23 protein-coding genes are annotated in these 26,374 nt (G+C 61.3%); 12 read left to right on the top strand and 11 right to left on the bottom strand.

Going from position 1 to position 26,374, the window contains the following annotated elements; genetic code table 11:
• Window positions 1-14: 14 nt before the first annotated feature.
• Together BLW50_RS05460 and BLW50_RS05455 are read right to left on the bottom strand one after the other, a co-directional pair.
• Entirely contained in the window at window positions 15-665 is a 651-nt protein-coding gene (locus BLW50_RS05460) for a DUF2155 domain-containing protein (protein ID WP_090698589.1), read from the bottom strand.
• A gap of 120 nt (window positions 666-785) precedes the next feature.
• Window positions 786-1,193, bottom strand: coding sequence for an NADH:ubiquinone oxidoreductase subunit NDUFA12 (locus tag BLW50_RS05455; RefSeq protein ID WP_090698587.1), 408 nt, complete (start codon window positions 1,191-1,193; stop codon window positions 786-788).
• 257 nt (window positions 1,194-1,450) lie between these two features.
• Here BLW50_RS05455 and BLW50_RS05450 point away from each other — a divergent pair, with 257 nt between their 5' ends.
• From BLW50_RS05450 to BLW50_RS05425, 6 genes are all read left to right on the top strand, one after another.
• Window positions 1,451-2,188 carry an acetoacetate decarboxylase gene (locus BLW50_RS05450; protein ID WP_090698584.1) on the top strand — a complete coding sequence of 246 codons (738 nt, stop codon included), beginning with the start codon at window positions 1,451-1,453 and terminating at the stop codon, window positions 2,186-2,188.
• A gap of 204 nt (window positions 2,189-2,392) precedes the next feature.
• On the top strand, window positions 2,393-3,502 hold the full coding sequence (locus BLW50_RS05445) for an HlyD family secretion protein (protein WP_090698581.1): 1,110 nt from the start codon (window positions 2,393-2,395) through the stop codon (window positions 3,500-3,502).
• An 85-nt stretch (window positions 3,503-3,587) separates the two neighbouring features.
• Window positions 3,588-3,992: a hypothetical protein gene (locus BLW50_RS30240; RefSeq protein ID WP_139267480.1), complete on the top strand. Its 405-nt coding sequence runs from the start codon at window positions 3,588-3,590 to the stop codon at window positions 3,990-3,992.
• Between the two features lie 733 nt (window positions 3,993-4,725).
• Window positions 4,726-8,418, top strand: coding sequence for a vitamin B12-dependent ribonucleotide reductase (locus tag BLW50_RS05435; protein ID WP_090698575.1), 3,693 nt, complete (start codon window positions 4,726-4,728; stop codon window positions 8,416-8,418).
• Between the two features lie 178 nt (window positions 8,419-8,596).
• Entirely contained in the window at window positions 8,597-10,336 is a 1,740-nt protein-coding gene (locus tag BLW50_RS05430) for a P-loop NTPase fold protein (protein ID WP_090698572.1), read from the top strand.
• A 14-nt stretch (window positions 10,337-10,350) separates the two neighbouring features.
• Window positions 10,351-11,340, top strand: coding sequence for a hypothetical protein (locus BLW50_RS05425; protein WP_090698568.1), 990 nt, complete (start codon window positions 10,351-10,353; stop codon window positions 11,338-11,340).
• A gap of 164 nt (window positions 11,341-11,504) precedes the next feature.
• On the opposite strand, the gene BLW50_RS30615 is transcribed toward BLW50_RS05425, so the two are convergent.
• Together BLW50_RS30615 and BLW50_RS05415 are read right to left on the bottom strand one after the other, a co-directional pair.
• Window positions 11,505-11,750: an MFS transporter gene (locus BLW50_RS30615; RefSeq protein WP_210186040.1), complete on the bottom strand. Its 246-nt coding sequence runs from the start codon at window positions 11,748-11,750 to the stop codon at window positions 11,505-11,507.
• 55 nt (window positions 11,751-11,805) lie between these two features.
• A complete protein-coding gene (locus tag BLW50_RS05415) occupies window positions 11,806-12,708 on the bottom strand; it encodes an AraC family transcriptional regulator (protein ID WP_090698564.1) in 903 nt (300 codons plus the stop codon).
• 109 nt (window positions 12,709-12,817) lie between these two features.
• Here BLW50_RS05415 and BLW50_RS05410 point away from each other — a divergent pair, with 109 nt between their 5' ends.
• A complete protein-coding gene (locus BLW50_RS05410; protein ID WP_090698561.1) occupies window positions 12,818-13,561 on the top strand; it encodes an SDR family oxidoreductase in 744 nt (247 codons plus the stop codon).
• Window positions 13,562-13,628: 67 nt separating this feature from the next.
• Here the strand turns inward: BLW50_RS05410 and BLW50_RS05405 are convergent, their stop codons facing one another.
• Both BLW50_RS05405 and BLW50_RS05400 read right to left on the bottom strand, forming a co-directional pair.
• Entirely contained in the window at window positions 13,629-14,807 is a 1,179-nt protein-coding gene (locus tag BLW50_RS05405) for an MFS transporter (RefSeq protein WP_090698557.1), read from the bottom strand.
• Between the two features lie 142 nt (window positions 14,808-14,949).
• Entirely contained in the window at window positions 14,950-15,615 is a 666-nt protein-coding gene (locus BLW50_RS05400; protein WP_090698554.1) for an O-methyltransferase, read from the bottom strand.
• A gap of 90 nt (window positions 15,616-15,705) precedes the next feature.
• Between BLW50_RS05400 and BLW50_RS05395 the strand changes: the two genes are divergently transcribed.
• Window positions 15,706-16,347 (top strand): TetR/AcrR family transcriptional regulator, encoded by a 642-nt coding sequence (locus BLW50_RS05395; RefSeq protein WP_090698550.1) that lies wholly within the window; start codon window positions 15,706-15,708, stop codon window positions 16,345-16,347.
• On the opposite strand, the gene BLW50_RS05390 is transcribed toward BLW50_RS05395, so the two are convergent.
• From BLW50_RS05390 to tpiA, 4 genes are all read right to left on the bottom strand, one after another.
• The gene (locus BLW50_RS05390; protein ID WP_090698547.1) at window positions 16,334-17,122 is read right to left on the bottom strand and encodes a shikimate dehydrogenase family protein; all 789 of its coding nucleotides are present in this window, start codon (window positions 17,120-17,122) and stop codon (window positions 16,334-16,336) included. The genes BLW50_RS05395 and BLW50_RS05390 overlap by 14 nt on opposite strands.
• 49 nt (window positions 17,123-17,171) lie before the next feature.
• Entirely contained in the window at window positions 17,172-17,639 is a 468-nt protein-coding gene (locus BLW50_RS05385; RefSeq protein WP_090698545.1) for a nuclear transport factor 2 family protein, read from the bottom strand.
• Between the two features lie 184 nt (window positions 17,640-17,823).
• Window positions 17,824-18,150, bottom strand: a complete 327-nt coding sequence (locus tag BLW50_RS05380) for a hypothetical protein (RefSeq protein WP_244544141.1) — start codon at window positions 18,148-18,150, stop codon at window positions 17,824-17,826.
• 238 nt (window positions 18,151-18,388) lie between these two features.
• Complete coding sequence (gene tpiA, locus BLW50_RS05375; protein ID WP_090698543.1) at window positions 18,389-19,168, bottom strand: triose-phosphate isomerase; 780 nt, start codon at window positions 19,166-19,168, stop codon at window positions 18,389-18,391.
• Window positions 19,169-19,417: 249 nt separating this feature from the next.
• Here tpiA and BLW50_RS05370 point away from each other — a divergent pair, with 249 nt between their 5' ends.
• Complete coding sequence (locus BLW50_RS05370; protein ID WP_170850000.1) at window positions 19,418-21,328, top strand: SurA N-terminal domain-containing protein; 1,911 nt, start codon at window positions 19,418-19,420, stop codon at window positions 21,326-21,328.
• A 13-nt stretch (window positions 21,329-21,341) separates the two neighbouring features.
• Window positions 21,342-22,859 carry an anthranilate synthase component I gene (gene trpE / locus BLW50_RS05365; RefSeq protein WP_090698537.1) on the top strand — a complete coding sequence of 506 codons (1,518 nt, stop codon included), beginning with the start codon at window positions 21,342-21,344 and terminating at the stop codon, window positions 22,857-22,859.
• A 56-nt stretch (window positions 22,860-22,915) separates the two neighbouring features.
• On the opposite strand, the gene BLW50_RS05360 is transcribed toward trpE, so the two are convergent.
• The gene (locus BLW50_RS05360) at window positions 22,916-24,478 is read right to left on the bottom strand and encodes a calcineurin-like phosphoesterase C-terminal domain-containing protein (RefSeq protein WP_090698535.1); all 1,563 of its coding nucleotides are present in this window, start codon (window positions 24,476-24,478) and stop codon (window positions 22,916-22,918) included.
• 185 nt (window positions 24,479-24,663) lie between these two features.
• Here BLW50_RS05360 and BLW50_RS05355 point away from each other — a divergent pair, with 185 nt between their 5' ends.
• Together BLW50_RS05355 and trpD are read left to right on the top strand one after the other, a co-directional pair.
• A complete protein-coding gene (locus tag BLW50_RS05355; protein WP_090708744.1) occupies window positions 24,664-25,326 on the top strand; it encodes an anthranilate synthase component II in 663 nt (220 codons plus the stop codon).
• A complete protein-coding gene (gene trpD, locus BLW50_RS05350) occupies window positions 25,327-26,346 on the top strand; it encodes an anthranilate phosphoribosyltransferase (protein ID WP_090698532.1) in 1,020 nt (339 codons plus the stop codon). It abuts the gene before it with no gap.
• Window positions 26,347-26,374: the final 28 nt, after the last annotated feature.

The raw sequence follows: 26,374 nt of genomic DNA, 5'->3' as shown, positions 1-26,374 counted from the left end.
CCGGAAATGACGTCTCAGCGCCTGTTATCGAAGGGAATGTCGCCCGGCGGGATCAGGCCCGGCGGCCCGCTGCGGTTCTGCGACGGGCGCGGCGGCGGTGGCGCTAGAACCTGCGGCTCCGACATGGTCTCCTGCCCCGGCGGCAGGCTCGGGCGCACTTCGCGCGCCGGCGGCGCGGTCTCGCGGCGGCGCGGACGGGGCTGGGTGCCAGGCTTTGGCGGCGGCGGCGTCACCACGTCTGCGGGATCGTCGAGGCGTGCCGGTGTCGGATCGGCAATGACTTCCTTGCCACCTTTGCAGTCGGTCAGCCAGGCATCATAGACCGGGTGTTCAATGCCATGCAGGCCGGGGCTCGCGGCGAACATCCAGCCGGCGAACAGTTTCTTGGTTTCCGTCGGCGAGATCATCTCCTCGGCCTCGACGAAACCGTCGGTCAGCGGCGCCTCGGTGGCCGGGCGCGTATAGCAGGCGCGCGGCGTGATCTGCAGGGTGCCGAACTGCACCGTTTCGTCGATCGCCACATCGAAGGAAATGATCCGGCCGGTGATCTTGTCGAGACCGGCGAACACGGCTGTCGGATGCTTGATCTTGTCGGCCGAGGCGGGCGAGGCGATTGCCACCAAGGCGCCGGCCAGGAGGACGGCCGCCGCTCTGTCGATTTTCATAGGCCCGATCTTCAAAGAGCTAAGTCTCATATCGCTTCCGCTGGCGCAGCCAGCGGCGCCTTTTTTGAACTCAAGCCACGATTCGCCGAAAATTGCAGCAAGGGTATGGCGCTCAGGCGCCTAGGTGCCCGGTGTCCAGGCCTTGTAGTCCCCCGTCGCTGGCGGGCGTATACCTGTGCTCAAGGTTGAGCCCGGCGGACGATAGGCATCCGGCGTGCCGGTCATGTTCGGCTTATGGGGCAATTGCCAGTCGCGCGGCTTGTAGTTCTCGCGGGTCGGCGGCTCTTTCACCGTGTGGTGCAGCCAGCCATACCAGCCCGGCGGCACGTTCGAAGCTTCGCTGATGCCAGGATAAATCACCCAGCGCCGCTCGAAACCAAGCGCCGGATCGAGCCGGCCGCCCTTGGTGCGGAAATAGCGGTTGCCGAACTCGTCTTCGCCGACGAGCTCGCCCTTACGCCAAGTGTTGAACTTGGTGTTGAGCGTTTGCCCGTGCCACCAGGTAAAGAATTGCAGAAACCATTTCATCGGCTGCGCCCGATCTGAATCCGAAGGGAAATTAATGTGAATTTCGCGCGGACTATGGCGATGCCCAAGCGTGATGTCCAGGGGCGATGTCGAGGGGTGATGAGGCGCGATGTCCTGCCGCGATCCACCGCCAGCCCACCCGGCCCTCACAGGAATATTATCGGACCGCCGCCCAAATCCGCCCCAAACCCGCTAATTTGTCACAAAGGGCGCGGCACAAAGGGTCTGAGGGATTTTTACCCGGCAAAGAGGCGCAGATGAAAGCCAGCGACATCAAGAAAAACGCCTATTCCATGCCCCTGACGAGCCCGGCTTTCCCCAAAGGCCCCTACCGGTTCTTCAACCGCGAATTCCTCATTATCGCCTACCGAACCGATCCGCAGCGGCTGCGGGCCGTGATTCCGGAGCCGCTCGAAATGGCCGACCCGATCGTCAAGTTCGAGTTCATCCGCATGCCCGATTCGACCGGCTTCGGCAGCTACACCGAATCCGGCCAGGTCATTCCCGTGCGCTTCCACGGCAAGCCGGGAAACTACACCCACGCCATGTATCTCAATGACGGGCCGCCGATTTTCGGTGGCCGCGAACTCTGGGGCTTTCCCAAGAAATACGCCCAGCCCACCCTCGCCGTGCATCGCGACACCCTCGTCGGCACCCTCGATTACGGCCCGGTGCGGATCGCCACCGGCACGATGGGCTACAAACACACCACCGCCGACATAGAAGACGTGCGCAAATCACTGCTCGTGCCCAATTACCTCCTCAAGATCATCCCCCATGTCGATGCCACGCCACGCATCTGCGAGCTGGTGACCTTCGATCTCGTCGATGTGGCGGTGAAAGGCGCCTGGCATGGACCTGCCGCGCTCGAACTCTTCGCCCATGCCCTGGCGCCGGTCTCGGAACTGCCGGTGCTGGAAGTGCTGTCAGCCACCCATCTTGTCGCCGACCTCACCCTGGGTCTGGGCAAAGTGGTGCATGACTATCTGGCGTGATGGGTGCACCGCGTCCCGCGAAGGCTACCTGAGCCCAGTGATTGGCGCGGAATGGCAAGACTCGCCGACCGATCTCGCTACTGCAGGAGGCTATAAAACTGGCGCGAACTGTGCCGGCCGCAGCGGCGCATGCCTTGGTGGGGCGGCACGCTTCGGGCGGATTGTTGAGCGCCGCCTCCAGGCGCGTTGAGAAAGAGTCGGCCCTTGTTCATCATCTTCGGAAGCTATCTTATCCTGGTCTGGCTCATATTTTCTAAGTTCAAGCTGCTTCGGCTGACATGGCTGAGCGGAAGCCTGGCCGCGCTGATCTGCATCTTCATTATCGCCATTTTCGCAGCACTCTTGAACTCTCTCACGCCGACAGGACGTATCGTTGTCGGATCGCGCGTGGTCGAGGTGACGCCGAACGTCAGCGGCGAAGTCATAGCCGTTCCGGTCAAACCCAACGTGTCCGTCAAGGCCGGCACTGTACTTTTCCAGATTGACCCGGCGCCTTTTCAGTACAAGGTCCGGCAGCTCGAAGCGGCGCTCGTCGCCGCACAGCACCAGGCCGACGCACTTCAGGCCAACCTCGATCAGGCGAACGCGAATGTCACGGGGCTTGAGAAACAGGTCGCGTTCCAGCAACAGCGGCTGGCGGACATCGCGAAGCTGACGAAGAGCGGATCGGCAACGACGTTCCGCGAGCAGGAAACGCTCGAACAGCTCGACATCGCCACGGCACAGTTGCAGGCCGCCAAGGCCCAACGGCAAAGCGCGCGCGCAGGCCTCGATTCCTCCATCAATGGCATCAACACGACCGTCATTCAGACACGCGCCCAGCTTGACGATGTTAAGTGGGAGCTTAAGCAGACGACAGTCAAGGCGCCATCGGACGGCTATGTGAGCACCATGGCGCTCGCGGTCGGCGCTCGGGCGCTGCAAGCCCGCGCGGCGATGTCCTTCATCGTCCAGTCCGATACCACGATCGTCGGCACGTTCTTACAGAATGGGTTCCGCACCATTCAGCCGGGCGCCACCGTGCGACTGTTCTTCGATGCCGAACCGGGCCGCCTCTATGAGGCGACGATTCTGGCCATTCCAAAGGGCGTTGGCGAGGGCGAAATCGCGGTTTCAGGGACGCTGGCTCGGGTCGGATCGATCGGAGGTACGAGCGCCTATCCCGCAGTCATCTCGATCCCGCCAGATACCCATCCTGACGTGCTTCGCCTGGGAACATCGGGCACGGCGACCGTATTCTCCGAAACGGCCGGCGTCATTGGGCTGATCGCGCACATCCTGCTCTGGGCTAAGTCCTATGCGGCTTACCTGTGAGTTTCGGACTGGCCGCCATCGGAAATGGCGACATCCATCGCGCGGACGGCTCGGTCTAGGATCGTCTTAGGGTCTCCTCCTCGTTTTGAAGCCCTTCAAAACGCACAAAGCCCCGCCGCCGGCGAACCGGCGGCGGGCTGAATTCATTCAGTTAACCAGTAAGGCTGCTGTCAGACGTCTCGCCTATTCTCTGCTTGGAAATATCTGGGCTACGTCGGATTTAGGCACCATCCCTATGCGAGATTCTGTACATTATCTGAAGGTTTTTGCCGTCCTTCTTCCGGCCCTCTCAGGCGTCTTACTAATCGCAGCGAGCGGTGTTGCTATCTTGGTGCTGCTGGTCAGTACGATCGCGGGGCTATTGGGGCTCTCACCCATTCAGTTCGCCTCGGCCTTAATCGGTTTCCCTGCGCTGTGCGCCGCCATCATCGTCATTGGCGCAAAACGCCCGTGGGATCGTAAGCCTTCGTTTCATAAGCGGAAGATCTAAAGACTAGCGAAGACTTTACGTAGAGCGCCGGTCGGAGCCATTGCCGTTGACCGGCAGGAAAGACCCGTTCGGATAGACGGCCGCGACGATGCTGACATATCCACCGTGATCGCCAGGGCCCCTCCCGCCCGCTGAATTCGCGGGCCGGCGCGCGCCAGCCGATCGATAAAATTTTTTCTTTCCGGCAGCCGCCCGTCTCCACAGGTCGTCCGACCCGCGCAGCCTGTTTCGCCCCTCGATTCTCGGCCAAGGTTCTGAATTTCCGACAGCTCTGCAACCCTGCGCGCCGACCACACGCGGTCGGCTCGTGACAGCTCCTGTCACTACCCTGTGGTGTATGGGGATGATCAACAGGATGATGAATCGATCGTAACCTCTGTGGCGATCTGATTCTCCCACAGGATTGGCGTCGGTCCGTTGCAGAAATTCACGACTCGTCAGACACTTGGGATATGGTCGCGACGAATCCCCGCTGTTCACAGCCTCCCCACTACATTTTGCGTCCGACCGTCAAGCCCACCACTAATCCTTGACGTTGCCACGACAGAGGCGCATTTTTCTGTTCAATGGATGGCACGACACGGACGCCTTGAAGCGCCGCAGAGCCTGATCCGTTGCGTGCAGACGGGACCGTTGAGCGGCCCGCCAGTTTCGGGGACCAAGTCAGACGGAAAACAGGGGCCAGGCGTGGCCTCAGCGGGCCTGTGCGGTCCGCGCATATCGGGGGACTAAAATGCGGATCGAACGTCGTTACACCAAAGCCAATCAATCGCCTTATGCCGAACTTGAGTTCCGTAAGGCCAAGAGTGAGATCCGCAACCCGGACGGCTCTGTCGTCTTCCTGCTCGACGGTATCGACGTACCCGCCGACTGGAGCCAAGTCGCTTGCGACGTCATCGCCCAGAAGTATTTCCGCAAGGCCGGAGTCCCCGCCCGCCTGAAGAAGGTTGAAGAGAACGACGTCCCCTCGTTCCTCTGGCGCTCGGTCGCCGACGAAGAAGCCCTCGCCGAATTGCCCAAGGACGCCCGCTACGGCAGCGAAATGACCTCGACGCAGGTCTTCGACCGTTTGGCCGGCACCTGGGCCTATTGGGGCTGGAAGGGCAAATATTTCGACACCGAAGACGACGCCCAGGCCTTCCTCGATGAAATGCGCTTCATGCTGGCGAGCCAGATGGCCGCGCCGAATTCGCCGCAATGGTTCAACACCGGCCTGCATTGGGCCTATGGCATCGATGGCCCGGGCCAGGGCCATTATTATGTCGACCCGTTCACCGGCAAGCTGACCAAGTCGAAGAGCTCCTACGAGCATCCGCAACCGCACGCTTGCTTCATCCAGTCCGTCGCTGACGATCTCGTCAACGAAGGCGGCATCATGGACCTTTGGGTGCGTGAAGCGCGCCTGTTCAAATACGGCTCGGGCACCGGCTCCAACTTCTCGCGCCTGCGCGGCGAGAACGAAAAGCTTTCCGGCGGCGGCAAGTCCTCCGGCCTGATGAGCTTCCTGAAGATCGGCGATCGCGCCGCCGGTGCCATCAAGTCGGGTGGCACGACGCGCCGCGCCGCCAAAATGGTCGTGGTCGACGCCGACCATCCCGATATCGAAGCCTATATCGACTGGAAGGTGAAGGAAGAGGAGAAGGTGGCTTCCCTCGTCACCGGCTCGAAGATCGTCAAGAAGCACATGGCCGCCGTCATGAAGGCCTGCGTCAATTGCGAAGGCCCGGGCGACGATTGCTACAACCCGGAAAAGAACCCGGCGCTGAAGAAGGCCGTGAAACTCGCCCGCCGCGACAGCGTGCCCGACGGCTATATGAAGCGCGTCATCCAGTTCGCGCGTCAGGGCTATACCGAGATCGCCTTCGACACCTATGACACCGACTGGGATTCGGAAGCCTATCTGACGGTCGCCGGCCAGAACTCGAACAACTCGGTGCGCGTCACCGATGAATTCCTGCGCGCCGTCGAGAAAGACGGCGACTGGAACCTGATCCGCCGCACCGACGGCAAGCTGCACAAGACCCTCAAGGCGAAGGATCTCTGGGAAAAGATCGGCTATGCCGCCTGGGCCTCGGCCGATCCGGGCATCCAGTATCACACCACCATCAACGACTGGCACACCTGCCCGGCCTCGGGTCCGATCATCGCGTCGAACCCCTGCTCCGAATATATGTTCCTCGACGACACCGCCTGTAACCTTGCCTCGCTGAACCTGCTGCAGTTCCGTCATCCGGAAACCGGCGCGTTCGATGTGACGGGCTATGAGCACACCGTGCGCCTGTGGACCATCGTGCTCGAAATCGCGGTGATGATGGCGCAGTTCCCGTCGAAGGAAATCGCCCGCCTCTCCTACGACTACCGCACGCTCGGCCTCGGCTACGCCAATGTCGGCGGCCTGCTGATGTCGTCGGGCCTCGGCTATGACAGCGACGAAGGCCGCGCCATCGTCGGTGCGCTCTCGGCCATCATGACCGGCGTCTGCTACGAAACCTCGGCCGAAATGGCCAAGGAGCTCGGCCCCTTCCCCGGCCATAAGCCGAACGCCGAGCAGATGCTGCGCGTCATCCGCAACCATCGCCGCGCCGCCCATGGCGAAGCGGCGGGTTATGAGACGATCGCCGTCGCGCCGGTGCCGCTCGATCACGCCTCGCTGATCAAGCTCGGCTCCAACTGGAGCGCTCTGTCGGAACATTCCAAGACCGCCTGGGACCGGGCGCTGGCCAAGGGCGAACAGCACGGCTATCGCAACGCCCAGACCACCGTCGTCGCGCCCACCGGCACGATCGGCCTGGTCATGGATTGCGACACCACCGGCATCGAGCCTGACTTCGCCCTCGTAAAATTCAAGAAGCTCGCCGGCGGCGGCTATTTCAAGATCATCAACCGCGCCGTGCCAGAAGCGCTGCGCGTGCTTGGTTACTCGCCTTCGCAGATCGCCGAGATCGAAGCCTATGCTGTGGGACATGCCTCGCTGGCGCAAGCGCCCGCCATCAACACTTCTACGTTGAAGGCGCGCGGCTTCACCGACGAAAAACTCGACGTGCTGGCGAAATCGCTGAAGAGCGCCTTCGACATCAAGTTCGTCTTCAACAAGTGGACGCTCGGCGCCGACTTCCTCACCGGCGCGCTGAAAGTGCCGGCGGAAAAGCTCGACGATCCGGCTTTCGAGCTGCTGGCCTTCTTGGGCTTCTCGCGCGCCGAAATCGAAGCCTGCAACACGCACGTGTGCGGCGCCATGACGCTCGAAGGCGCGCCCTTCCTGAAGGTCGAACATTACAACGTGTTCGATTGCGCCAATCCGTGCGGCCGCACCGGCAAGCGTTACCTGTCGGTGGAAAGCCACATCCGCATGATGGCGGCGGCGCAACCCTTCATCACCGGCGCGATCTCGAAGACGATCAACATGCCCAACGATGCGACGGTGGAGGATTGCAAGGAATCCTACATGCTGTCGTGGCGCCTTGGCCTGAAGGCCAACGCGCTCTATCGTGACGGCTCGAAACTGTCGCAGCCGCTCAACTCGCAGCTCATCTCCGATGAGGACGACGAGGAAGACGATGCGGTCGAGAATCTCGTGCAACTGCCCAATGCCGCCCGCGCGGCCCAGGTGGCCGAGAAGATCGTCGAGCGCATCGTCGAACGGGTCGAGCGCACGCGCGAGCGTGAGCGCCTGCCCGATCGCCGCAAGGGCTACACCCAAAAGGCGGTTGTCGGTGGCCACAAGGTCTATCTGCGCACCGGCGAATATACCGATGGCCGCATCGGCGAAATCTTCATCGACATGCACAAGGAAGGTGCTGCCTTCCGCTCGCTGATGAACAATTTCGCCATCGCCATCTCGGTCGGCCTGCAATATGGCGTGCCGTTGGAGGAATATGTCGACGCCTTCACCTTCACCCGCTTCGAACCGGCGGGCTTCGTGCAGGGCAATGACGCGATCAAGAACGCCACGTCGATCCTCGACTATGTGTTCCGCGAACTCGCCATTTCCTACCTCAACCGCAACGACCTCGCCCACGTCGAACCAGCCGACATCGGCTCGACCGGCATCGGCGGCGGCGAAGACCAGAGCCGCGGCCAGAACGCGCCACTCGTCTCCTCGGGCTTCGTGCGCGGCAAGCAGGATCGACTGATGCTGGTGAAGACCGCCGGCGGCAAGGACGAACCCGTGGCCCGCGCCCACGGCGCGGACGCGCCGACCGCTCTGCGCGACACGGCAGAAGTGGTGGAAACGCTGAACTGGCAAGCGCCGGTGGCAGCAAACTCTACGACAGCCGCCGCGCCGTCCGTCGCCGACCGCCGCGCCGAAGCGCGCATGAAAGGCTATGTCGGCGAGGCCTGCCCCGAGTGCCAGAACTTCACGCTGGTACGGAACGGGACGTGTCTGAAGTGCGACACGTGTGGAAGCACGACCGGGTGTTCGTAAGGGTTGATTGTCCATCAATAGAAGACGAGGGGCGGCCTTATAGGCCGCCCTTTTTATATCCCAGGGCTCACAGTTCGATAAGCTCTACCTAAAGAGTATCTCTCCAGTCTTCTGGAAAGAATAAAAAATGCCGGTAGGTTTATTGCCACAACCACGATTGAGAAGGATTGCACAGATCATGTCCGTTGAACTGGTGCACGAGGAAATCTCACGGTTTCTCAGTCGAGCAGACCCCGAGGTTTTATGTATCCGTGGAAAGTGGGGAGTTGGAAAAACGTACACTTGGTCGAAGCAACTAGAAGCATCCCAAAAGGCTGGCAAAATAGATTTGCACCGATACTCCTACGTTTCACTTTTCGGAGTGAATACTCTTGACGAGCTGAAGTTTGCGATCTTCGAAAACGTGATCACGCTGAACGAAGGTATCAAGAAAGCAAATCTAGAAACCCTGGACGCATATGTTTCGAAGCTTGGCTCTTGGCGCAAGCTAACGAGAATAGCATCATCACTACCAGTGCTCAGAAATGTGTTCACCACCGACGCGACGTCACTCATCTCGTTCATGACGATCTGTGACCAAATCATTTGCATCGACGATCTCGAACGTCGGGGACAAAAGCTCGACGTCAATGACGTGCTGGGCTTGATTTCCTATTTGCGAGAACAGCGGAATTGCAAGGTTGTCTTGATCCTGAACGACCAACAACTGGATGGAGACACCAAACGTGACTTCGAGAAGAACCTTGAAAAAGTGGTCGATGTATCGGTCGTCTATGAGCCACCGCCGGAGGTGTCGGTAGACATCGCAGTTGCCAGTACCGACCAAATCAGCAAGGACGTACGTGATCGTTGTATCGCTCTCGGCATCACCAACATTCGCGTCATGAAGCGAGTTCTCCGCTTCATAGCATCTATCCAACCCCTTCTAAAGAACTACGATCCCGATGTTCTGAAGATCGCGATCAGTTCTATTGTACTATTCTCATGGTCTCATGATCAACCCGAGCAGGCACCGTCATTAGCGTACCTCAAAAACAAGGCGGTAGATAAGTTTGGGTTACGACCAAAGAACGAAGTTCCGCCAGAGGAAGCGGCATGGAATAGCCTACTTGAAGCTTACGGCTATACATGGACCGACGATTTCGATCTGGTGCTGTTGAAGGGTGTTTGCGATGGATATTTTGATCCGGAGCGCGTGAGAAATACTGCGCAGGCGGTTCATGACCGCATAATAGCGACGAAGGCCGATGGGTCTTTCGGAGAAGCATGGAATGGCTATCACGATTCATTCGACGACAATCAGGAAGAGGTTTTGGATGACCTCTATGAGTCCTTCCTGAAAAATGCCCGGTACATCACCCCAACAAACCTGAATGGTACGATTAAGCTATTCAAGGAACTAGGACGCGCAGAACAAGCGAAGGAGCTACTAGATTATTATATGGCCAATCGAAATGAGGATCGAAGGTTCTTTGATCTAGACGATAACCCGTTTGGCGATGGCATCGATGACGAGGATGTCCGAGCAGCATTTGTTACGCGCGCCGCTGAAGCCGAAGCCCTTCCCGACTTGGCCGCAGTCATGGCGGGCATCAAAGATGGTTGGAATGAAGATCAGTTAAATGCTCTCGCGACCGCATCCATTGACGAGTATAAAAAAGTGTTCAAGTCGCATTCGGGACGACAGTTGCGACGAATACTCGCCAATGTGCTTCAATTCGACCGTATAGCAGGGGCTTCAGATGACATGCGGAGAATTCCACAGCGCGCGAGAGAGGCGCTCCAGCAGATCGGCTCAGAGTCCGCGATCAATGCCCGGCGCGTTGCTCGTTTTGGCGTGAAGGTTGAATCTGCCGTCGGTGATCGTGCGACCGTTGTTCCCGAACCAACAGAAGGTCAGATCGTGCCGGATGAGTAGCGGAGCGAGGACGAATGGATTTCAAGCAACGTACTTTGATGCAGATCGCCGACATGATTTGCGGAAATTACAAAGAGGAAGATAGCTTTTTTCGGTATCGAAGTAGCAGCTACTTGACGGATTTTTTCAGGGACTGTGGCACGAACTACGTTCACGACGGTTCGACGAGAAACTATTGGGTCGCTGAGACCCTGAGGCAAATCTTGTCAGCGCCGCAGCCAGGTCCAAATATTCCGCCCGACGCTTTCGGACGCGTGATACGCACGCTTATGGATCAGGGTGACGCCTTGAATGAATCTCCCCAACGACAGAGCGCTCTGGCAATGCTGAACGCATCGTTGGTACGCGAGGGGTTCGAAGCCTTCTACGCTGATGATAAACTGTGCTACTTACGGCACTTGAAGACCAACGCGATCTTGGCACCCGGTCCAAATCCACACAGGCCATTTTCCGCTGCCGAGTTAATACGCCGTGATCAACTTCTCTCCTATCTTGGAGAGGTATCCGAGGATGCACTAATTGAAGAGGTTTTGCTGCCGCTGTTTCGGCAGCTTGGCTTTCATCGAGTGACCGCCGCCGGCCATAAGGACAAGCAGCTCGAATACGGTAAGGACGTATGGATGAAATTCATGCTACCAACGCAGCACGTCCTCTATTTCGGCATCCAGGTAAAGAAGGGAAAGCTCGACGCGTCGGGCACAAGCAAAGCTTCCAACGCCAACATAGCCGAGATCCACAACCAAGTAACAATGATGCTCGGCCATGAGATATTTGATCCCGAGATAGGCAAGCGCGTTCTGGTTGATCATGCTTTCATAGTTGCGGGTGGTGAGATCACGAAGTCAGCGCGCAACTGGTTGGGCAATAAACTCGACGCGACGAAACGCAGCCAGATCCTTTTCATGGATCGCGAGGATATATTAAATCTATTCGTCGTCACCAATTTACCCCTTCCTGCCGGTGCGGTCCCAGCATCTACGGATGATGATGATCTTCCGTTCTAAGATCATCGTAGGACATCTTGAACAGATACCCTTTTACCTCTGACCGTTTCTGCAACACGTCAACCGATCAATTGCGGCTTCATCGTTCACAGCAGTAGCCGGCTCCTGGGGCCGACTAACGCGCCATCAACATTCGTCACGACTATCAGCTCGGCTACCGAGCCTTATCTGCCCCGCACCCCCATGGCCATCCACACACCCAGCGTCGCAGCCAAACCGCCAATCAAGAACACGCTCGGATAGCCGGAGTAATCCGCCAGCACGCCTACCACCGGCCCCATCGCGCCGTAAGCCAGATACTGAAAAGCTGCGAAACCACCAACCGCCGTGCCGCGCAGATGCGGCGGCACATGCTTGACGACCTCCGAACCCATGGCCGGAAACACCATTGAGCCGCCGAGCCCGGTCAACAAAGCGTCACCAGAGAGATCAAGCTTCGGAGGCCTGACGAACTCCCCACCCTCCTCACACCACCCCAACCCGCGCATAACGCCCCGGCGGCTGCCCGACATGTCGGCTGAACGCGGTGCTGAACGTGCTGGCCGAGCCGTAGCCAACCCGCCGCGCCACTTCATCGAGCGCCATGTCTCGGCTCCGCAAAAGATCCTTGGCCATAGCCATGCGCCAGGTCAGGAGATATTCCATCGGCCGCAGGCCGACGGTGCGGGTGAAGCGGTCGAAGAAAGCCGAGCGGGACATTCCAGCCTCTGCGGCAAGATCGACCACCGTCCAGGCGCGTTCGGGATCGCCATGCATCTGCCGGATCGCCACCGCGACCCGCGCATCGGCAAGCCCGCGCAATAATCCCGGAGACGCATTCTTGCTTTGGGTGGCTCGCAAGGCTTCGACCAGCAGCACCTCAACGAGACGGCTCAGCACGAGATTTCGGCCGGCATTCTCAGCGCTCGCCTCCTCGCCAACGAGACGCACCAGCACCGAGAGCCGCTGGGCGCCACGCACGTGAACGATCACCGGCAGGAGTGACACCAGCAGCGCTGCATCAGGGGAGTCGAAGACGAAATAGCCGCCAAGCAGGCGCACGTCGGGCGGACCATCAGGCCTGCCATGGCGAACCTCTTCCGTTGGCGCTGGCGCCACCTTGGGATCGATATGTCGCGGCGGCACGGTCTCGAAGCTCGACATGGTGAAGGCTGGCGTCGCCGGCAGAAGCACGAAGTCGCCTTCCTCAAGAGTGACCGCCTCTTCGCCATCGACGGCGAGGCGGCAGCGGCCCTCGATCACCGCGCAGAAGCCCGGCTGATCAAACGCCGAATAGCGCACGGCCCAACGTCCGGCGCCGCTGATCCCCTTGGAGAAGACGGCACGGGGTTTCAGGAGATCGATCACCTGGGACAGCGGATCAGCCATTTCAGGACTATTGCCAACTAAATTTGGACTTATGATTGATGATAGTCCTGATTGTGGAGGTTATTTCTGGCCCGTCAACCCAAGAGTTTTGAACCCAGAGGACCTCGCAATGAAGACCGTACTGATCACCGGCTGCTCGTCCGGTTATGGACTTGAGACCGCCCGTCATTTCCTGGCCCAGGGCTGGAAGGTGGTCGCCACCATGCGCACCCCGCGCGACGGCCTTCTGCCGCCATCGGATCGCCTGCTGATGCTACCGCTCGACGTGACGAGCCCTAAGAGCATTTCGGCGGCACTCGACCGCAGCGGGCCCATCGACGTGCTCGTCAACAATGCCGGCATTGGTGTGGTCGGCGCTTTCGAGGCGACACCGATGGCCCATGTGCGCAAGGTGTTCGAGACCAACACATTCGGTGTGATGGCGATGACCCAGGCCGTGATCCCGCAGTTGCGCGCCCGCAGATCGGGCGTGATCGTCAACGTCACCTCCAGCGTGACACTTACGCCGATGCCCCTGGCGGCGGCCTATACGGCCAGCAAAATGGCGATCGAAGGTTTTACGGGCTCGCTCGCCCACGAGCTTCAAGCCTTCGGCATCAGCGTCAAACTGGTCGAGCCAGGCTATGCCCCGACCACCCGCTTCGCTGAGAATACGGACGTGCGCATCGAAGACTTGATCCCTGAGGTCTATGCCGCTTTCGCGCAACCGATCTTCGCCGCGTTTGCTAAGCCGGCCCTGGTGACGAAGGAGACGGATGTGGCCGAGGCTGTGTGGCTGGCCGCGAACGATGTGTCCGGGCAATTGCGCTTCCCCGCCGGCGCCGACGCTGTCGCACTGGCTGGCGCGAACTGAGCCGGCGACATCCACTAATAGAAAGTCAAAGGGCGGCCATCGGCCGCCCTTTCGCATGTCATGCCTATCACGGCTGGGCGGTCATCTTACGCACACCCATCGCCATCCACACTCCCAGCGTCGCGGCCAACCCACCGATCAAAAACACGCTCGGATAGCCAGAGACATCCGCCAACACGCCCACCACAGGCCCCGTCGCGCCATAGGCGAGATCCTGGAAAGCCGCGAAGCCACCAACCGCCGTTCCCCGCAGATGCGGCGGCACCTGTTTGACGACTTCCGAGCCCATGGCCGGAAACACCATCGAGCAGCCGAGCCCGGTGAGCAAAGCGCCGACCAGCGCCCGCTCAGGCCCAGGCGCCAGCCACAGCAGATATTGGCCGCAGGCTTCCACGATCAACGAGACGATAGCGACACGGGTACCGCCGATCCGATCGGGCAAGTGGCCGCAGAACAGACGCACCGCGACGAAGCCGACACCGAAACAGGTGAGGCCCAGCCCCGCGTAAGGCCAACCACGGCTCAGGAAATAGAGCGCAAAGAATGCCCCCAAGGTCGCAAAACCAACGCCCTGCAAGCCGACCGCAGCGCCGGCGCGCCAGATCCGGCCTATGATCCGCCAGAAAGGTTCGCGCTGGCCCGCCTGCGGCGCCACCGCCGGCAGCCAATGGATGCCGATCAGCCCCAGCAACGGCAAGGTCGCGCAAATGCCCATGAGACCGCCAAAACCAATCCGATCGAGCAAGGCCAGACCGAGCGGACCGCCAGCGGCGAACGCGCCATACATGCCCATGCCGACCAGCGACAGCACCTGGCCGGATCGCCCATGCCCCATCAGGCCGATGGCCCAGCTAACCATGCCGACCATGGCCAGGCTTTCACCCAGACCAAGCAGAAGCCGCCCGGCGATCAGCACGGCGTAACGCCCAGCCACGGGCAGTTGCGGCAGGCTGGCGAGCAGGCAGATCACGCCAGCCACCGCATAGAGAACGAGGCCCCGTTGCATGGCGAGTTTGCCGCCTATCCGGTCAGTGATGATCCCTGACTGACCGCGCGTAACGATGGTCGACAGAAAGGCAATGCCGACGGCAAGCCCGCCATAGGCATTGTTCAGATGCAAGCCATTGACGACATAGATCGAGACGGCCGGCAGCGACATCGCAACGGTGAGGTAGGATAGAAACAACGCGCCCGTCAGGGCGAGAACGTGGCGATAAGCGGTATCGGGATGAACAATCGCAGACATGTCTGCACACTCCATAGGACATCGACGGAGTGCGCCACGAACATGCCAACGCACTGCCGAACGAGATCGGGCAATGCGTTGGTTGACGTGAACGCTTACGGCTGCGGTGCGAACACCGCAGCGATAATTTTGTGAGCTGCGATCAGCCGAGCCGCATCGATAGCTCGACATCTCCACCGAACGGCATCGACATGTAGCCTCGCGCCGGCGCGCGCACGCGCTTCAAATATTCCGGGCTATAATCGGCATTGTCGGCGACGATGAAGGCGCCGGGCTTCAGGTGGCTCTCCACCAGGCTCAGCACATCGGCATAAAGCGCCTTGGCGCCGTCGAGCAACAGCAGGTCAATCGTGTCTGGAAGATCGACGCTCAGCGTCAGCAGCGCGTCTCCTTCGCGGATTTCGACGAGATCGATCAGGTCGCCGGCGGTGAGATTGTCACGCGCGCGTGCGATCTTCGACGGCTCGAACTCGCTGGTGATCAGCCGGCCGCCGCCGTTGTCGCGCAGCGCCGCCGCCAGATGCAAAGTCGAGATGCCAAACGACGTGCCGAATTCGACAATCGTGCGCGCCCGCGTGCCACGCGCCAACATGTAGAGCAGCGCGCCGGTCTCGCGCGACACGGGCAGCGGCAGATCCTTCAGCCGTCCGTAGAGATCGAGATAGTCGGTCTTGCTGCGCATCAGGCGCCCCCGCTCCTCGGACGAAAGGTCTGTAACGAAGGCATTCATCGCCGGCTGCATGGCATCCGCTTCCATGAACAGGCGGTCGAGCAGCGGCGCCAGTGGCGTGGTGGTCAGGGTCGTCATCCAATGGGTCTCCGGAAATGCGTTCTTGCGTCGACCTGGAAAATACGAATAATCCTTCAGGTTTCCAATTCGCATTGCCCGGCCCGCTTCATGACCGATCGTCCAAGCACCTCTATTTCCTCGCGAAAACGGCCTCAGCAGGCGCGCTCGACCGACCTAATCGCGGCGGTTTTGGAAGCGGCTGTTCAGGTTTTGACGAGCGAAGGCGCGCAGCGTTTCACCACCACGCGTGTCGCCGAAAAGGCCGGCGTCAGCGTCGGCTCGCTCTATCAATATTTCCCAAACAAGGCGGCGATCCTGTTCCGGCTGCAGAGCGACGAATGGCGCCAGACCACCGAGCTGTTGCGCACCATCCTCGAAGACACCAGCACGCCGCCGCCCGAACGATTGCGCGCGCTGGTCCACGCTTTCATCCGCTCGGAGTGTGACGAGGCCACCATACGTGGCGCGCTCGATGACGCGGCACCGCTCTATCGCGACGCGCCCGAGGCGCGCGAAGCCAAGGCGTCAGGCACGCAGACGGTGCAGCGCTTCATGCGCGAGGCCCTGCCCGACACGCCGGAAGAAACGCATATCCTCGCCGGCGAGCTCATCACGACGACGCTCAGCGCGGTGGGCAAACAGTTTTCGAGCCGTCCGCGCACGGCTGCCGAGATCGAAACCTATGCCGATGCCGTAGCCGACATGCTGTGCGCTTATCTCAAGGATCTCCGGTCCGTCACGACGGCCTGATCTTGCGCGTGTTGACAAGGGAAGCGGCCAGCCCGTCGAACAGCAGATCGAGTTGTCCTGACAGCATGTCCATGCCGCCGATATTGCGAAGTCCGTGTGCGGCAGCGCGTTGTTGCAGGCGAGACGGCGAAGGCTCGGCAACCACGTCGGCGACAAAGGCATCGACGGCCGCCTGTGCGAAATCGAACGGCGACGGATCGTTTTCATTTAGTCCGAGCGCCGTCGCGTTGATCAAGAGGTCATAGCCGGCAAGCGTGTCGGGCGGCCGGCGCAAAGCCATCGTGCCCGTGCGAATGGCGAGATCGATTGTTTTCTCATAAGCCGGATCGAAAATATCGAGCGCGATGATGCCTGCTGAAACAAGCGCGGCCGCGATCCCCTTCCCCGCACCGCCAGCCCCCGCCATGAAGCCCCGTCGTCCGGCCGGATCGAAGCCGGCCTTGCGCAGCGCCCGAACCATGCCAACGCCGTCGGTCATCGCGCCGCGCCAGCGGCCGTCCTCATCGCGCGTGACAAGATTTGCCGCACCGGCGATTTCAGCTGCGCTGTCGAGGACGGCGCAATGCTTGGCCGCCTGCGCCTTGAACGGAACCGTGACAATCACCCCGGCGACATCAGGACGGTTGAGCAGAGCCGAGAAGGCATCGTCGAAACCGTCAAGCGGCAGTTCCATGGGAACCACTTCAAGGTCGATGCCCGCCGCCGCATAGCGCGGGTTGAGCAAGGCCGGCGCTTTGACCTGAACAACCGGATTGCCAACGATGGGCGCCAACATGGGACTTCTCCATTCGAGCCGCCGGTATGGCAGCCAACAAAGTCCCTTCTTAGAACATCGTATTCTGGTTGGCTGCCTTTTCCGGAACTTTTTGGACGACGTCCCAATGCTCGACGATCTTGCCGTCTTTGACGCGAAAGATATCGACGATGGCCGATCCGAGGTCGTTGGCATTCAATTGCGAGTGGACATGCAGATAGACAAGATCGCCATCCGTGGCGCTGCGCACGATTCTGGACCGGCGTTCCGGATTGTCCTTGAACATCTTGGTAAAGAACGAAACGAAGACCTGTTTCCCATCGGGAACATTGGGATTGTGCTGTTTATAATCGTCGGCCACGACCTGTGCCGCCTCGGCCGTCTCGTGCTTATTGAAGAAGCGGTCGTAAAATTCGACGACCAATTTTCGATTGGTTTCCTCGGACGCGAAGTTTCGCTGCGTCGACTGCGCAAATGCAACACCACCGAGTGTCGAGAAAACGGCTATTGCAAGCGCGATCCTGAACGGCACTGTCATGAGCAACCTCCTATCCTGACTGGAGATTGCCAAAACACTCAGTGTCCGGAGGTATGCAATTCAATTTTTCTTTAGACGACCGTGAAGGCAGCTTGGCAGGTCGCTTTACTACAACGGACGCAGGCATCGATAGCTGCCAATGCGCGGCGCTTCAGCGCCGCGCATCTCGAACGATCAAGGCAAATTACTTGTAGGTCATCGTGCTGACGGCGCAGACGTCGACGTTCTTGTTGATGACTTCATCGCCGTCGGAGAAGATGGCCTTGAAGTCAAATCGGCAGCCGCCAGAGCCATCATCGATGTCGACGGGCTGCGTTTCGCCGGGCTTCACCGGATCATCGCCAATGATGTTTTCTTCCCAGGCGTTCTTGTTCGTGCGCGACGCGTAGAACTCCTTCAGCGTTTTCTTTGTGTTGTTGACGATGTCCACGTTGCGGTCGGCCGCAACGGCCGCCGGAAGTGAAGCAAGGAGAAGGCCCGCGACGAAGCCAGACAGAAGAGCGGTACGCACGATCATAGTTTTCCGACCCATAGTTCGAGAAACGACACATCTTTTTGAGAGGCGTCGCAGCTCTGCTGGTATCAGAAGCGAACGGCCGAACAAGCCACATCCGCACGCCATAAACAGGAGCCGCATCAAAGATGTCGTGCCCGTCAGGCCGAAGCACGTATGTCTACGCCCCCGAGGTTCTTAGTCTGATCGCGACGTATCTAGCCTGCGGTTGTTTGCTAACGCGTCACACAGCGCCTCAGCGATACACCGACGCGATCGCCAGAAAATCCTTCGCCAGCAAACTCGCACCACCCACAAGCGCACCGTCGACATTCGTCACGGCCATCAGCTCGGCAGCGTTCGAGGGCTTCACCGAGCCGCCGTAGAGAATGCGCACAGCATCGCCTCCGTTCGTCCCTGTTCCGGGCAGCGCCTTCACCAGCCGCTCGCGGATGAAGCCGTGTACCTCGGTCACATCCTCAAGCGTCGGCGTCAGGCCGCTGCCGATGGCCCAGACGGGCTCATAGGCGATCACGAGGTTGGCGGCGCTGGCGCCATCGGGCAAAGAGCCGGCGAGCTGGGCGCCGACCACGTCCAGCGTCTTACCTGCCTCACGCTCGGCCTGGGTCTCGCCGATGCAGACGATGGCGACCAGGCCGGCGCGCTGCGCCGCTTCAGCCTTGGCCTTCACCATGGCGTCGGTCTCACCATGGTCGGCGCGGCGTTCGGAATGGCCGACGATTACATGGCTGGCGCCGGCATCCCGGAGCATGTCGGCGGAAATATCCCCGGTGTGGGCGCCACAGGCCGCCGGATGACAATCCTGGCCACCGATTCTCACACCGGCTCCCTCCAAATCGGTGATTTGGGCGGCGGCGGCCGCCACCAGGGTCGCCGGCGGACAGATCAGAAGTTCGAGGCCTGCCGCCTGAGCCGGCCCGGAACCCGCTGCAATAGCCGCAATTTCGGCCAGAGACGCCCTCAGACCGTTCATTTTCCAGTTTCCGGCGACGAGCGGACGGCGGCTGCGGCTCATTGATACTCCCAAGGACATTATTCCCCTTCTATGGCCGGGGTTAGCAGAGCCGCCAAGCTATGCAAAGCGCGCTGGGGCAGGTATGTGAACCGCTTCCCTAGAGCAAATCGCGTTTCGATAGAAACGTGATTTTGCCAAGGATTTGTATTTTGACGCGTCTTTGTAACGTTTAACGATTCCGTCAAACTGCAAAACGCGATGGCGTACGCGACAGGAGACTGCGGCGCTTACTGGTCTGGAAGGGTGACAATGCTCGAAGGTATGCGGCGGATGACCCAGAATTGGGTCGGCAAAACCATTATGACGTTGCTGTTCGGCGTTCTAATCGCCAGCTTCGCTGTTTGGGGCATCGCCGACATTTTCAAGGGATTCGGCCAGAGCCGTATCGCTTATGTCGGCAGTCAGGAAATCAACCTCGAAACCTATCGCGCCGCCTATCAGACGCAGCTCACCAATTTGCAGCGCCAGACACGCCAGTCGATCACCAGCGACCAGGCCCGGGCCGCCGGCCTCGACCGCCTCGTGCTGCAACGGCTGATCGGCGAAGCGGCGCTCGACCAGAAGGCCAAGGCCATGGGCCTCGCCCTCGCCGACAGCGACATCGCCGCCTCGGTCGTCAGCGATCCGACCTTCCTGGGTCCGACCGGCAAGTTCGACCGCGCCCGCTTTAACGACGCCCTGCGCGAAGCCGGCTTCGCGAATGAACAGCGCTTCATTCAGGAGCAGGCGCGCGTCTATCTGCGCCAGCAGATCGCCGATTCCCTCACCGCCAATCTGAAGCTGCCGCAGGCGATGCGCGAGGCGATCCATCGCTATCGCTCCGAAACGCGCAGCGTCGAATATTTCCGCCTGCCCGAAAAGGCCGCCGGCGAAATCAAGGCGCCGACCGACGAGCAGTTGCAGAGCTTCTATGAGGCGCGCAAGCTGGCCTTCCGCGCGCCGGAATATCGCAGCTTCACCGCCCTGGCGATCACGCCGGCCACCGTCGCCGACACGGCGAAAATCTCCGACGCCGACGCGGTGGCCTACTACGACAAGATCAAGGCCGAGCGCTACACGAGCGCCGAGACACGGGAAGTGCAGCAGATCGTCTTCCCCGACGAAAAGGCGGCCCAGGAAGCCAGCGACAAGATCAAGGCCGGGACGACCTTCGATGCCATCGCCCAGGAGCGCAAGCTGTCGGACAAGGACATCGCGCTTGGCACCCTGACGCAGCGCGATTTCGTCGACGCCGCCGTTGGCAAGGCCGCCTATGCCCTGAGCGAAGGCGCCGTGAGTGCGCCGGTCAAGGGCGACTTCGGCGCCGTGCTGGTGCGTGTCGTCAAGATCAACCCGCAGGCGGTCAAGCCCTTCGCCGAGGTCGCCGACGAGGTGAGGAACCAGCTCGCCATCACCCGCGCCCGCGACGAAGTGCTGAGCCTGCGCGACAAGATCGAAGACGAGCGCACCGCCGGCAAGTCGATCACCGACGCCGCCCAGGCGCTGAAGCTGAAGGCGCTCACCTTCGACAGCGTCGATGCCAGCGGCCGTAGCCACGACGGCCAGCAGGTCGCCGATATTCCCGAACGTGAACAGTTGCTGCGCGCTGTCTTCGCCTCCGACATCGGCATGGACAATGACGTGATCACCACCAAGGATAACGGTTACATCTGGTACGAGGTGAGAGCGATCGATCCGGCGCGCGAGCGCACGCTCGCCGAAGTGCGCGACCAGGTCACCAAGAACTGGCGCGACGACGAAGTCGTCCGCACCCTGCAGGAAAAGGCCGGCGAGATCGTCAAGCGCTTGCAGGGCGGCGTCAGCTTCGAGGACGCGGCGAAGGAACTGGGCGCCACGGTGGAACTCGCCAATGACGTGAAGCGCACCGGCTCGGAGAAATTGTCGCCGGCGGTGGTCGCGCGCGTCTTCTCCGTCGCCAATGGCGCCATCGCCTCGGTCGCCGATGGTCTCGACCGCGTTATCTTCAAGGTCGTGGATTCGGTGACGCCACCGCTCGATGCCGACGACGAAGGCCTCAAGGCTGTCGAAGACAGGCTGAAGCCGGCGCTGTCCGAAGACATCCTGGCGCAATATGTGACGCGGCTGCAGAACGACCTCGGCGTCACCATCAACGACGCAGCCGTTCGCATGGCGGTTGGCGGTGGCGACAACATCAACTGAAACGGCGCACGCAATGTCGGCGATGACCTATGAGGATTTCGCGCAGGCGTTCGGCGCCGGAAAAAGCGTTCTAGTCGCGACCACTTTGATCGCCGATCTGGAAACGCCGGTCTCGGCGTTTCTGAAATTGACGACCGGTCGCGACGGCAATGTCTTCCTGCTCGAATCCGTCGAAGGCGGCGCCTCGCGCGGCCGCTATTCGATGATCGGTCTCGATCCCGACATCATCTGGCGAGCCCAGGGCGATACCTGCGAGATCAATCGACGCGCCCTCACCGATCGCGATGACTTCGCGCCGATGCCGCAGAAGCCGCTCGATGGCCTGCGCGCGCTGATCGCGGAATCGCAGATCGACCTGCCCGGCGACCTGCCGCCGATGGCGGCCGGCGTCTTCGGCTATCTCGGCTATGACATGGTGCGACAGATGGAACATCTGGCGCCGGCCAAGCCCGATCCGATCGGCGTGCCCGACGCGGTGATGATCCGCCCCACCCTGATGGTGGTGTTCGATACGGTCCGCGACGAAATCTCCATCGTCACGCCGGTGCGTCCGCAGCCAAGCGTCAATGCCCGCTCCGCCTGGGAAAGCGCGCAGGCGCGCCTCGATCGCATCGTCACGTTGTTGGAAGCGCCGCTCGCCCATGCGCCGCCGGCGGCCGACCCGCATATGCTGGCCCTGCCCGCCACCTCCAACACGTCGGAGGCGCGCTACCTTGAGATGGTCGACCGCGCCAAAGAATATATCCGCGCCGGCGACATCTTTCAGGTGGTGCTGTCGCAGCGCTTCACTGGCCCGTTCGAACTGCCGGCCTTCTCGCTCTATCGCGCGCTGCGGCGCGTCAATCCGGCGCCGTTCCTCTGCTATCTCGATTTCGGCGGTTTCCAGATCGTCTGTTCGAGCCCGGAAATTCTGGTGCGCGTACGCGACGGCAAGGTCACGATCCGCCCGATCGCCGGCACCCGCTGGCGCGGCAAGACGCCGGCCGAGGACGAGGCTCTGGCGCAGGAACTATTAGCCGATCCAAAGGAACGCGCCGAACATCTGATGCTGCTCGATCTCGGCCGCAACGATGTCGGCCGCGTGGCGCAGATCGGCACCGTGGAAGTGACCGACCGTTTCTTCGTCGAACGCTACAGCCACGTCATGCACATCGTGTCGAATGTCGAGGGCAAGCTCGATCCCCAGCACGACAACATCACCGCGCTGTCCGCCGGCTTTCCCGCCGGCACGGTGTCGGGCGCGCCGAAAGTGCGCGCCATGGAGATCATCGACGAGTTGGAAGTCGACAAGCGCGGCATCTATGCCGGCTGCATCGGCTATTTCGGCGCTTCGGGCGAAATGGACACCTGCATCGTGCTGCGCACGGCCATCATCAAGGACGGCCAGATGCATGCGCAAGCGGGCGCTGGCATCGTCTACGACTCCGTACCGACCAGCGAACACCGCGAATGCATCAACAAGGCGCAGGCGCTGTTCCGCGCGGCGGAAGAAGCGGTGCGCTTCGCCACCAGCGCCAGGCGGGGGCAGTAAGGCGACCCCTCTGTCATTCCCGACAGCCGCGTAGCGGCTGACCAGGAATGATAGACTTACCCGTGCGAGACAGCCATTTCTTGCACCGCGCGCTCGACAAAAACCATGTCATCGACATGCTGGCCATACTCATCATAGGCCTCAACGGCGATGCGCTGTGGCGCGAGCGCCGAACCCAGCGGCAGCCGCGCATGCCACAGATGTTCGCTCGGCTCCGCCTTCACCCAGGAGGGCCGGTCCACACTGGGATCGGCGAACAAGCTCTCGACGAAAGGATCGGCGCGGCGCACCTTCGTCATCTCGACGCGCGTTGAACCCGTTGCCGCAAACAGCGTCGAACGCGGGCCGCCATCGAACAGGTTGACGATGACATCAACCGTATCGTCGCCAACGGTGCAATGAAGGCGCAGCCGCTCGCTCACAGCCGGCGCGCGGAAGGTCGTCGTGTAATCGGCATCACTGACCGAAAGCCGATGATAACCCGCCGGACAGCCATCGCAGCCCATGGCAAGCGGCGTGCCCCTATAATCGTTCGGCCCGCTCCACCACGAACCCGACACCGCCGCCAGCACGTGGTGATGATGCGGCACGCCGGACAGCTGCGGCAGATAGCCATGTTCCGTCGTGTGCATATGGCCGGAAAAACTGACGGCGCGATAGCCATCGATAACACGCAGAAATGCCTCCGCATCGGCGGTATTGTCGCTGGTGCTGCGCGGGTTCCACGCCGTGGTCAGCGGAATATGCATGGCAAACACCACCAGCCGGTCGCGCGGCCAGTGTTTCAGGAGATTGCGCACGAACGTCAGTTGCCGGGCGCCAAGCGCGCCGCGATAGCGCCCAGCCGACCCATCGGCGCGGGCGCCTTCGTAATCGACATTATCGAGGACGACGAACAATGCCGGCCCATAATGGAAGGCATAGTGGCTCGGCCCATATTTCTGCCGAAACGTGCGACGCGCGCCAACCTTCGTCGTCGCGCCGTAATCGAGATCGTGATTGCCGCCGGCATTCCACCAGGGCACGCCCGCCTGCCCGATCGTCAGATTTAGGCGGTCAAGCAAAGCCAGATTGTCGCCGCAGATATCGCCAAGCGTCAGGCCGAAGGCCGGCAGCTGTAAAGCCTTGGCGACGTCGCGCACCGCGCCGTCGCGGATATAATCGATATGGCGATGGGTTTCCGGCTGCGGATCGGCAAACAGCGCCACGTCGAACCGCGCGGGCTCATCGCCGGCCCGCAATCTGAAATCAGACGGACCGGCGCTTGCGCCATAGGGGCGATAGTGCTGCGGCAGGCCGGTCAGCGGATCGACCGCCACGTGATAATGCGCCGGCTTGATGACGAAGAGCGTACCGTCGTCGGCTTCCGGCAGGACATAGCGCCCGTCATTGTCGCTCGCCACGATGTCGAGGCCGTTCGACACCAAAACGCCGGGAAGGCCCACATCGCGATCAACGTCCAGGACCCGCCCGCTGGCCCATACGCCCACCAAAACGCCCGCCTGGACGGGCTCCGAGGCGCGGGCCAGGCCCGATAAGGCCGAGAAACTGGCCAGGGCCGCGCTTGAAAGGAGGAGGTCGCGCCGTGTCGCCAACAGAGGTCTGGTCCGGTCGAACATGACCTCGGCATGCGCCGATTCCCTGACAGGCGATTGACAGGCCGGTAACAGCAAGATCACAGAAGCTAGATCACGGAAGAATAAGGCGGAACCGGCCTCCCAAACGGCGCCGGATTGCCGTCCAAACAGCCGGCTTGACCTTGCCCCTGCCAAAGTCGAAAAGGACGCCGGAAACAGGGGCCTGCATGCCTTCCGTCACATTGATCGACAATTACGACAGTTTCACCTGGAACCTGGTGCATTACCTGGGCTCTCTAGGTGCGTCCGTGACCGTTCACCGCAACGATCAGATCTCCGTCGCCGCCGTCATGGCGGCCGCGCCCGACGCCATTGTCCTGTCGCCGGGGCCTTGCACGCCCCGCGAGGCGGGGATCTGCCTCGATCTGGTGGCGGCTGCGGGCGAAACCGTGCCCCTGCTCGGCGTCTGCCTCGGCCATCAGACCATCGGCGAGGCGTTTGGCGGCGAGGTCGTGCGCGCCCCGACCCCGATCCACGGCAAACTGTCGGAAATCACCCATAGCGGCGCCGGCCTCTTCCGGGGCATCAACGGACCCTTCCAGGCAACGCGCTACCATTCCCTGGTGGTCCGCGCCGACACATTGCCGTCCGTGCTCGAAGCCACCGCCTGGACCGACAACCTGATCATGGCGCTGCAACACCGCAGCCTGCCCATCCATGGCGTGCAATTCCATCCGGAGAGTATCCTCTCCGAACATGGTCATCTCATTTTGAAAAACTTTCTCGACATGGCTGGCGATTGGAATGCACGCGGCCGCGCGGCGCACCAAGCCGTGCCTACCCAAACCGTACCGAGCCAAGCGCGTAGAACTGCAAGCGGAGCTGCATGAATGGAGTCCTTCAAGCCGATCCTCGCCAAAGTGGCCGCGGGCGCCAGCCTGACCCGGCCGGAAGCCGAGGCCGCCTTCGATAATCTGCTGTCGGGTGAAGTCACGCCGGCGCAGATGGGCGCGTTCCTGATGGCTTTGCGCGTGCGCGGCGAGACCGTCGATGAATTCACCGGTGCGACAGCCGCGATGCGCGGCAAGATGCTGGGGGTGACCGCACCCGAGGGCGCCATAGACATCGTCGGCACAGGCGGCGATGGCTCGGGCTCCTACAATGTCTCGACGCTCGCCTCCATCATCGTCGCCTCCTGCGGCGTGCCGGTCGCCAAGCATGGCAACCGTGCTTTGTCGTCGCGCTCCGGCGCCAGCGATGTGCTGGGCGCGCTCGGCATCGGCATCGGCCTGAAACCGGCGCAGATCGAAACATCGCTGCGGGAAGTTGGTCTCGGCTTCATGATGGCGCCGACCCACCATGCCGCCTGGCGCCATGTAGCGCCCGTGCGCATCGAACTCGGCACCCGCACGATCTTCAATATTCTTGGACCGCTGTGCAATCCCGCCGCCGTCAAGCGCCAGCTCGTCGGCGCCTTCTCGGTCGATCTTTTGAAACCGATGGCCGAAGTGCTGCGCAATCTCGGCTCCGACAACGCCTGGTTCGTGCATGGCTCGGATGGGCTCGACGAGATCACCACCACCGGCCCGACGCGCGTCGTGGCGCTCGCCAATGGCAAGATCGAAAGCTTCGAGGTCACCCCCGAGGACGCTGGCCTTGCGCGTGCGACGAGCGCCGATCTCAAGGGCGGCGACCCGGAGCACAATGCCCGCGCACTGCGCGACGTGCTCGACGGCAAGGCCTCCGCCTATCGCGATATCGCGCTGATGAACGCAGCCGCGGCCCTGATCGTCGCCGGCAAGGCGAAGGAACTGAAGGAAGGCGTTGCCATCGCCGCCAAGGTCATCGCCGATGGCAGGGCGAAGGCCACGCTTGCCAAACTGGCGGAAGTAACCAATCGTCCCTCGTAAATCGCGTTTCATCTAAACACGATTTGCG

It is taken from the genome of Beijerinckia sp. 28-YEA-48 (genome assembly GCF_900104955.1).
In the GTDB taxonomy this organism is placed as follows: domain Bacteria; phylum Pseudomonadota; class Alphaproteobacteria; order Rhizobiales; family Beijerinckiaceae; genus Terripilifer.
Note: the sequence above shows the minus strand (reverse complement) of the source record. Positions and strands in the feature narration are given on the sequence as shown.

Coding starts and splice junctions, on each gene's coding strand:
- BLW50_RS05390 (WP_090698547.1), bottom strand. CDS start 17,122: ATGTTGGCGCCCATCGTTGGCAATCCGGTTGTTCAGGTCAAAGCGCCG.
- BLW50_RS05450 (WP_090698584.1), top strand. CDS start 1,451: ATGAAAGCCAGCGACATCAAGAAAAACGCCTATTCCATGCCCCTGACG.
- trpD (WP_090698532.1), top strand. CDS start 25,327: ATGGAGTCCTTCAAGCCGATCCTCGCCAAAGTGGCCGCGGGCGCCAGC.
- BLW50_RS05360 (WP_090698535.1), bottom strand. CDS start 24,478: ATGTTCGACCGGACCAGACCTCTGTTGGCGACACGGCGCGACCTCCTC.
- BLW50_RS05395 (WP_090698550.1), top strand. CDS start 15,706: ATGACCGATCGTCCAAGCACCTCTATTTCCTCGCGAAAACGGCCTCAG.
- tpiA (WP_090698543.1), bottom strand. CDS start 19,168: ATGAGCCGCAGCCGCCGTCCGCTCGTCGCCGGAAACTGGAAAATGAAC.
- BLW50_RS05370 (WP_170850000.1), top strand. CDS start 19,418: ATGCTCGAAGGTATGCGGCGGATGACCCAGAATTGGGTCGGCAAAACC.
- BLW50_RS05460 (WP_090698589.1), bottom strand. CDS start 665: ATGAAAATCGACAGAGCGGCGGCCGTCCTCCTGGCCGGCGCCTTGGTG.
- BLW50_RS05355 (WP_090708744.1), top strand. CDS start 24,664: ATGCCTTCCGTCACATTGATCGACAATTACGACAGTTTCACCTGGAAC.
- BLW50_RS05405 (WP_090698557.1), bottom strand. CDS start 14,807: ATGTCTGCGATTGTTCATCCCGATACCGCTTATCGCCACGTTCTCGCC.
- BLW50_RS05415 (WP_090698564.1), bottom strand. CDS start 12,708: ATGGCTGATCCGCTGTCCCAGGTGATCGATCTCCTGAAACCCCGTGCC.
- BLW50_RS05410 (WP_090698561.1), top strand. CDS start 12,818: ATGAAGACCGTACTGATCACCGGCTGCTCGTCCGGTTATGGACTTGAG.
- BLW50_RS05455 (WP_090698587.1), bottom strand. CDS start 1,193: ATGAAATGGTTTCTGCAATTCTTTACCTGGTGGCACGGGCAAACGCTC.
- BLW50_RS05385 (WP_090698545.1), bottom strand. CDS start 17,639: ATGACAGTGCCGTTCAGGATCGCGCTTGCAATAGCCGTTTTCTCGACA.
- BLW50_RS05435 (WP_090698575.1), top strand. CDS start 4,726: ATGCGGATCGAACGTCGTTACACCAAAGCCAATCAATCGCCTTATGCC.
- BLW50_RS05425 (WP_090698568.1), top strand. CDS start 10,351: ATGGATTTCAAGCAACGTACTTTGATGCAGATCGCCGACATGATTTGC.
- trpE (WP_090698537.1), top strand. CDS start 21,342: ATGTCGGCGATGACCTATGAGGATTTCGCGCAGGCGTTCGGCGCCGGA.
- BLW50_RS05400 (WP_090698554.1), bottom strand. CDS start 15,615: ATGACGACCCTGACCACCACGCCACTGGCGCCGCTGCTCGACCGCCTG.
- BLW50_RS05430 (WP_090698572.1), top strand. CDS start 8,597: ATGTCCGTTGAACTGGTGCACGAGGAAATCTCACGGTTTCTCAGTCGA.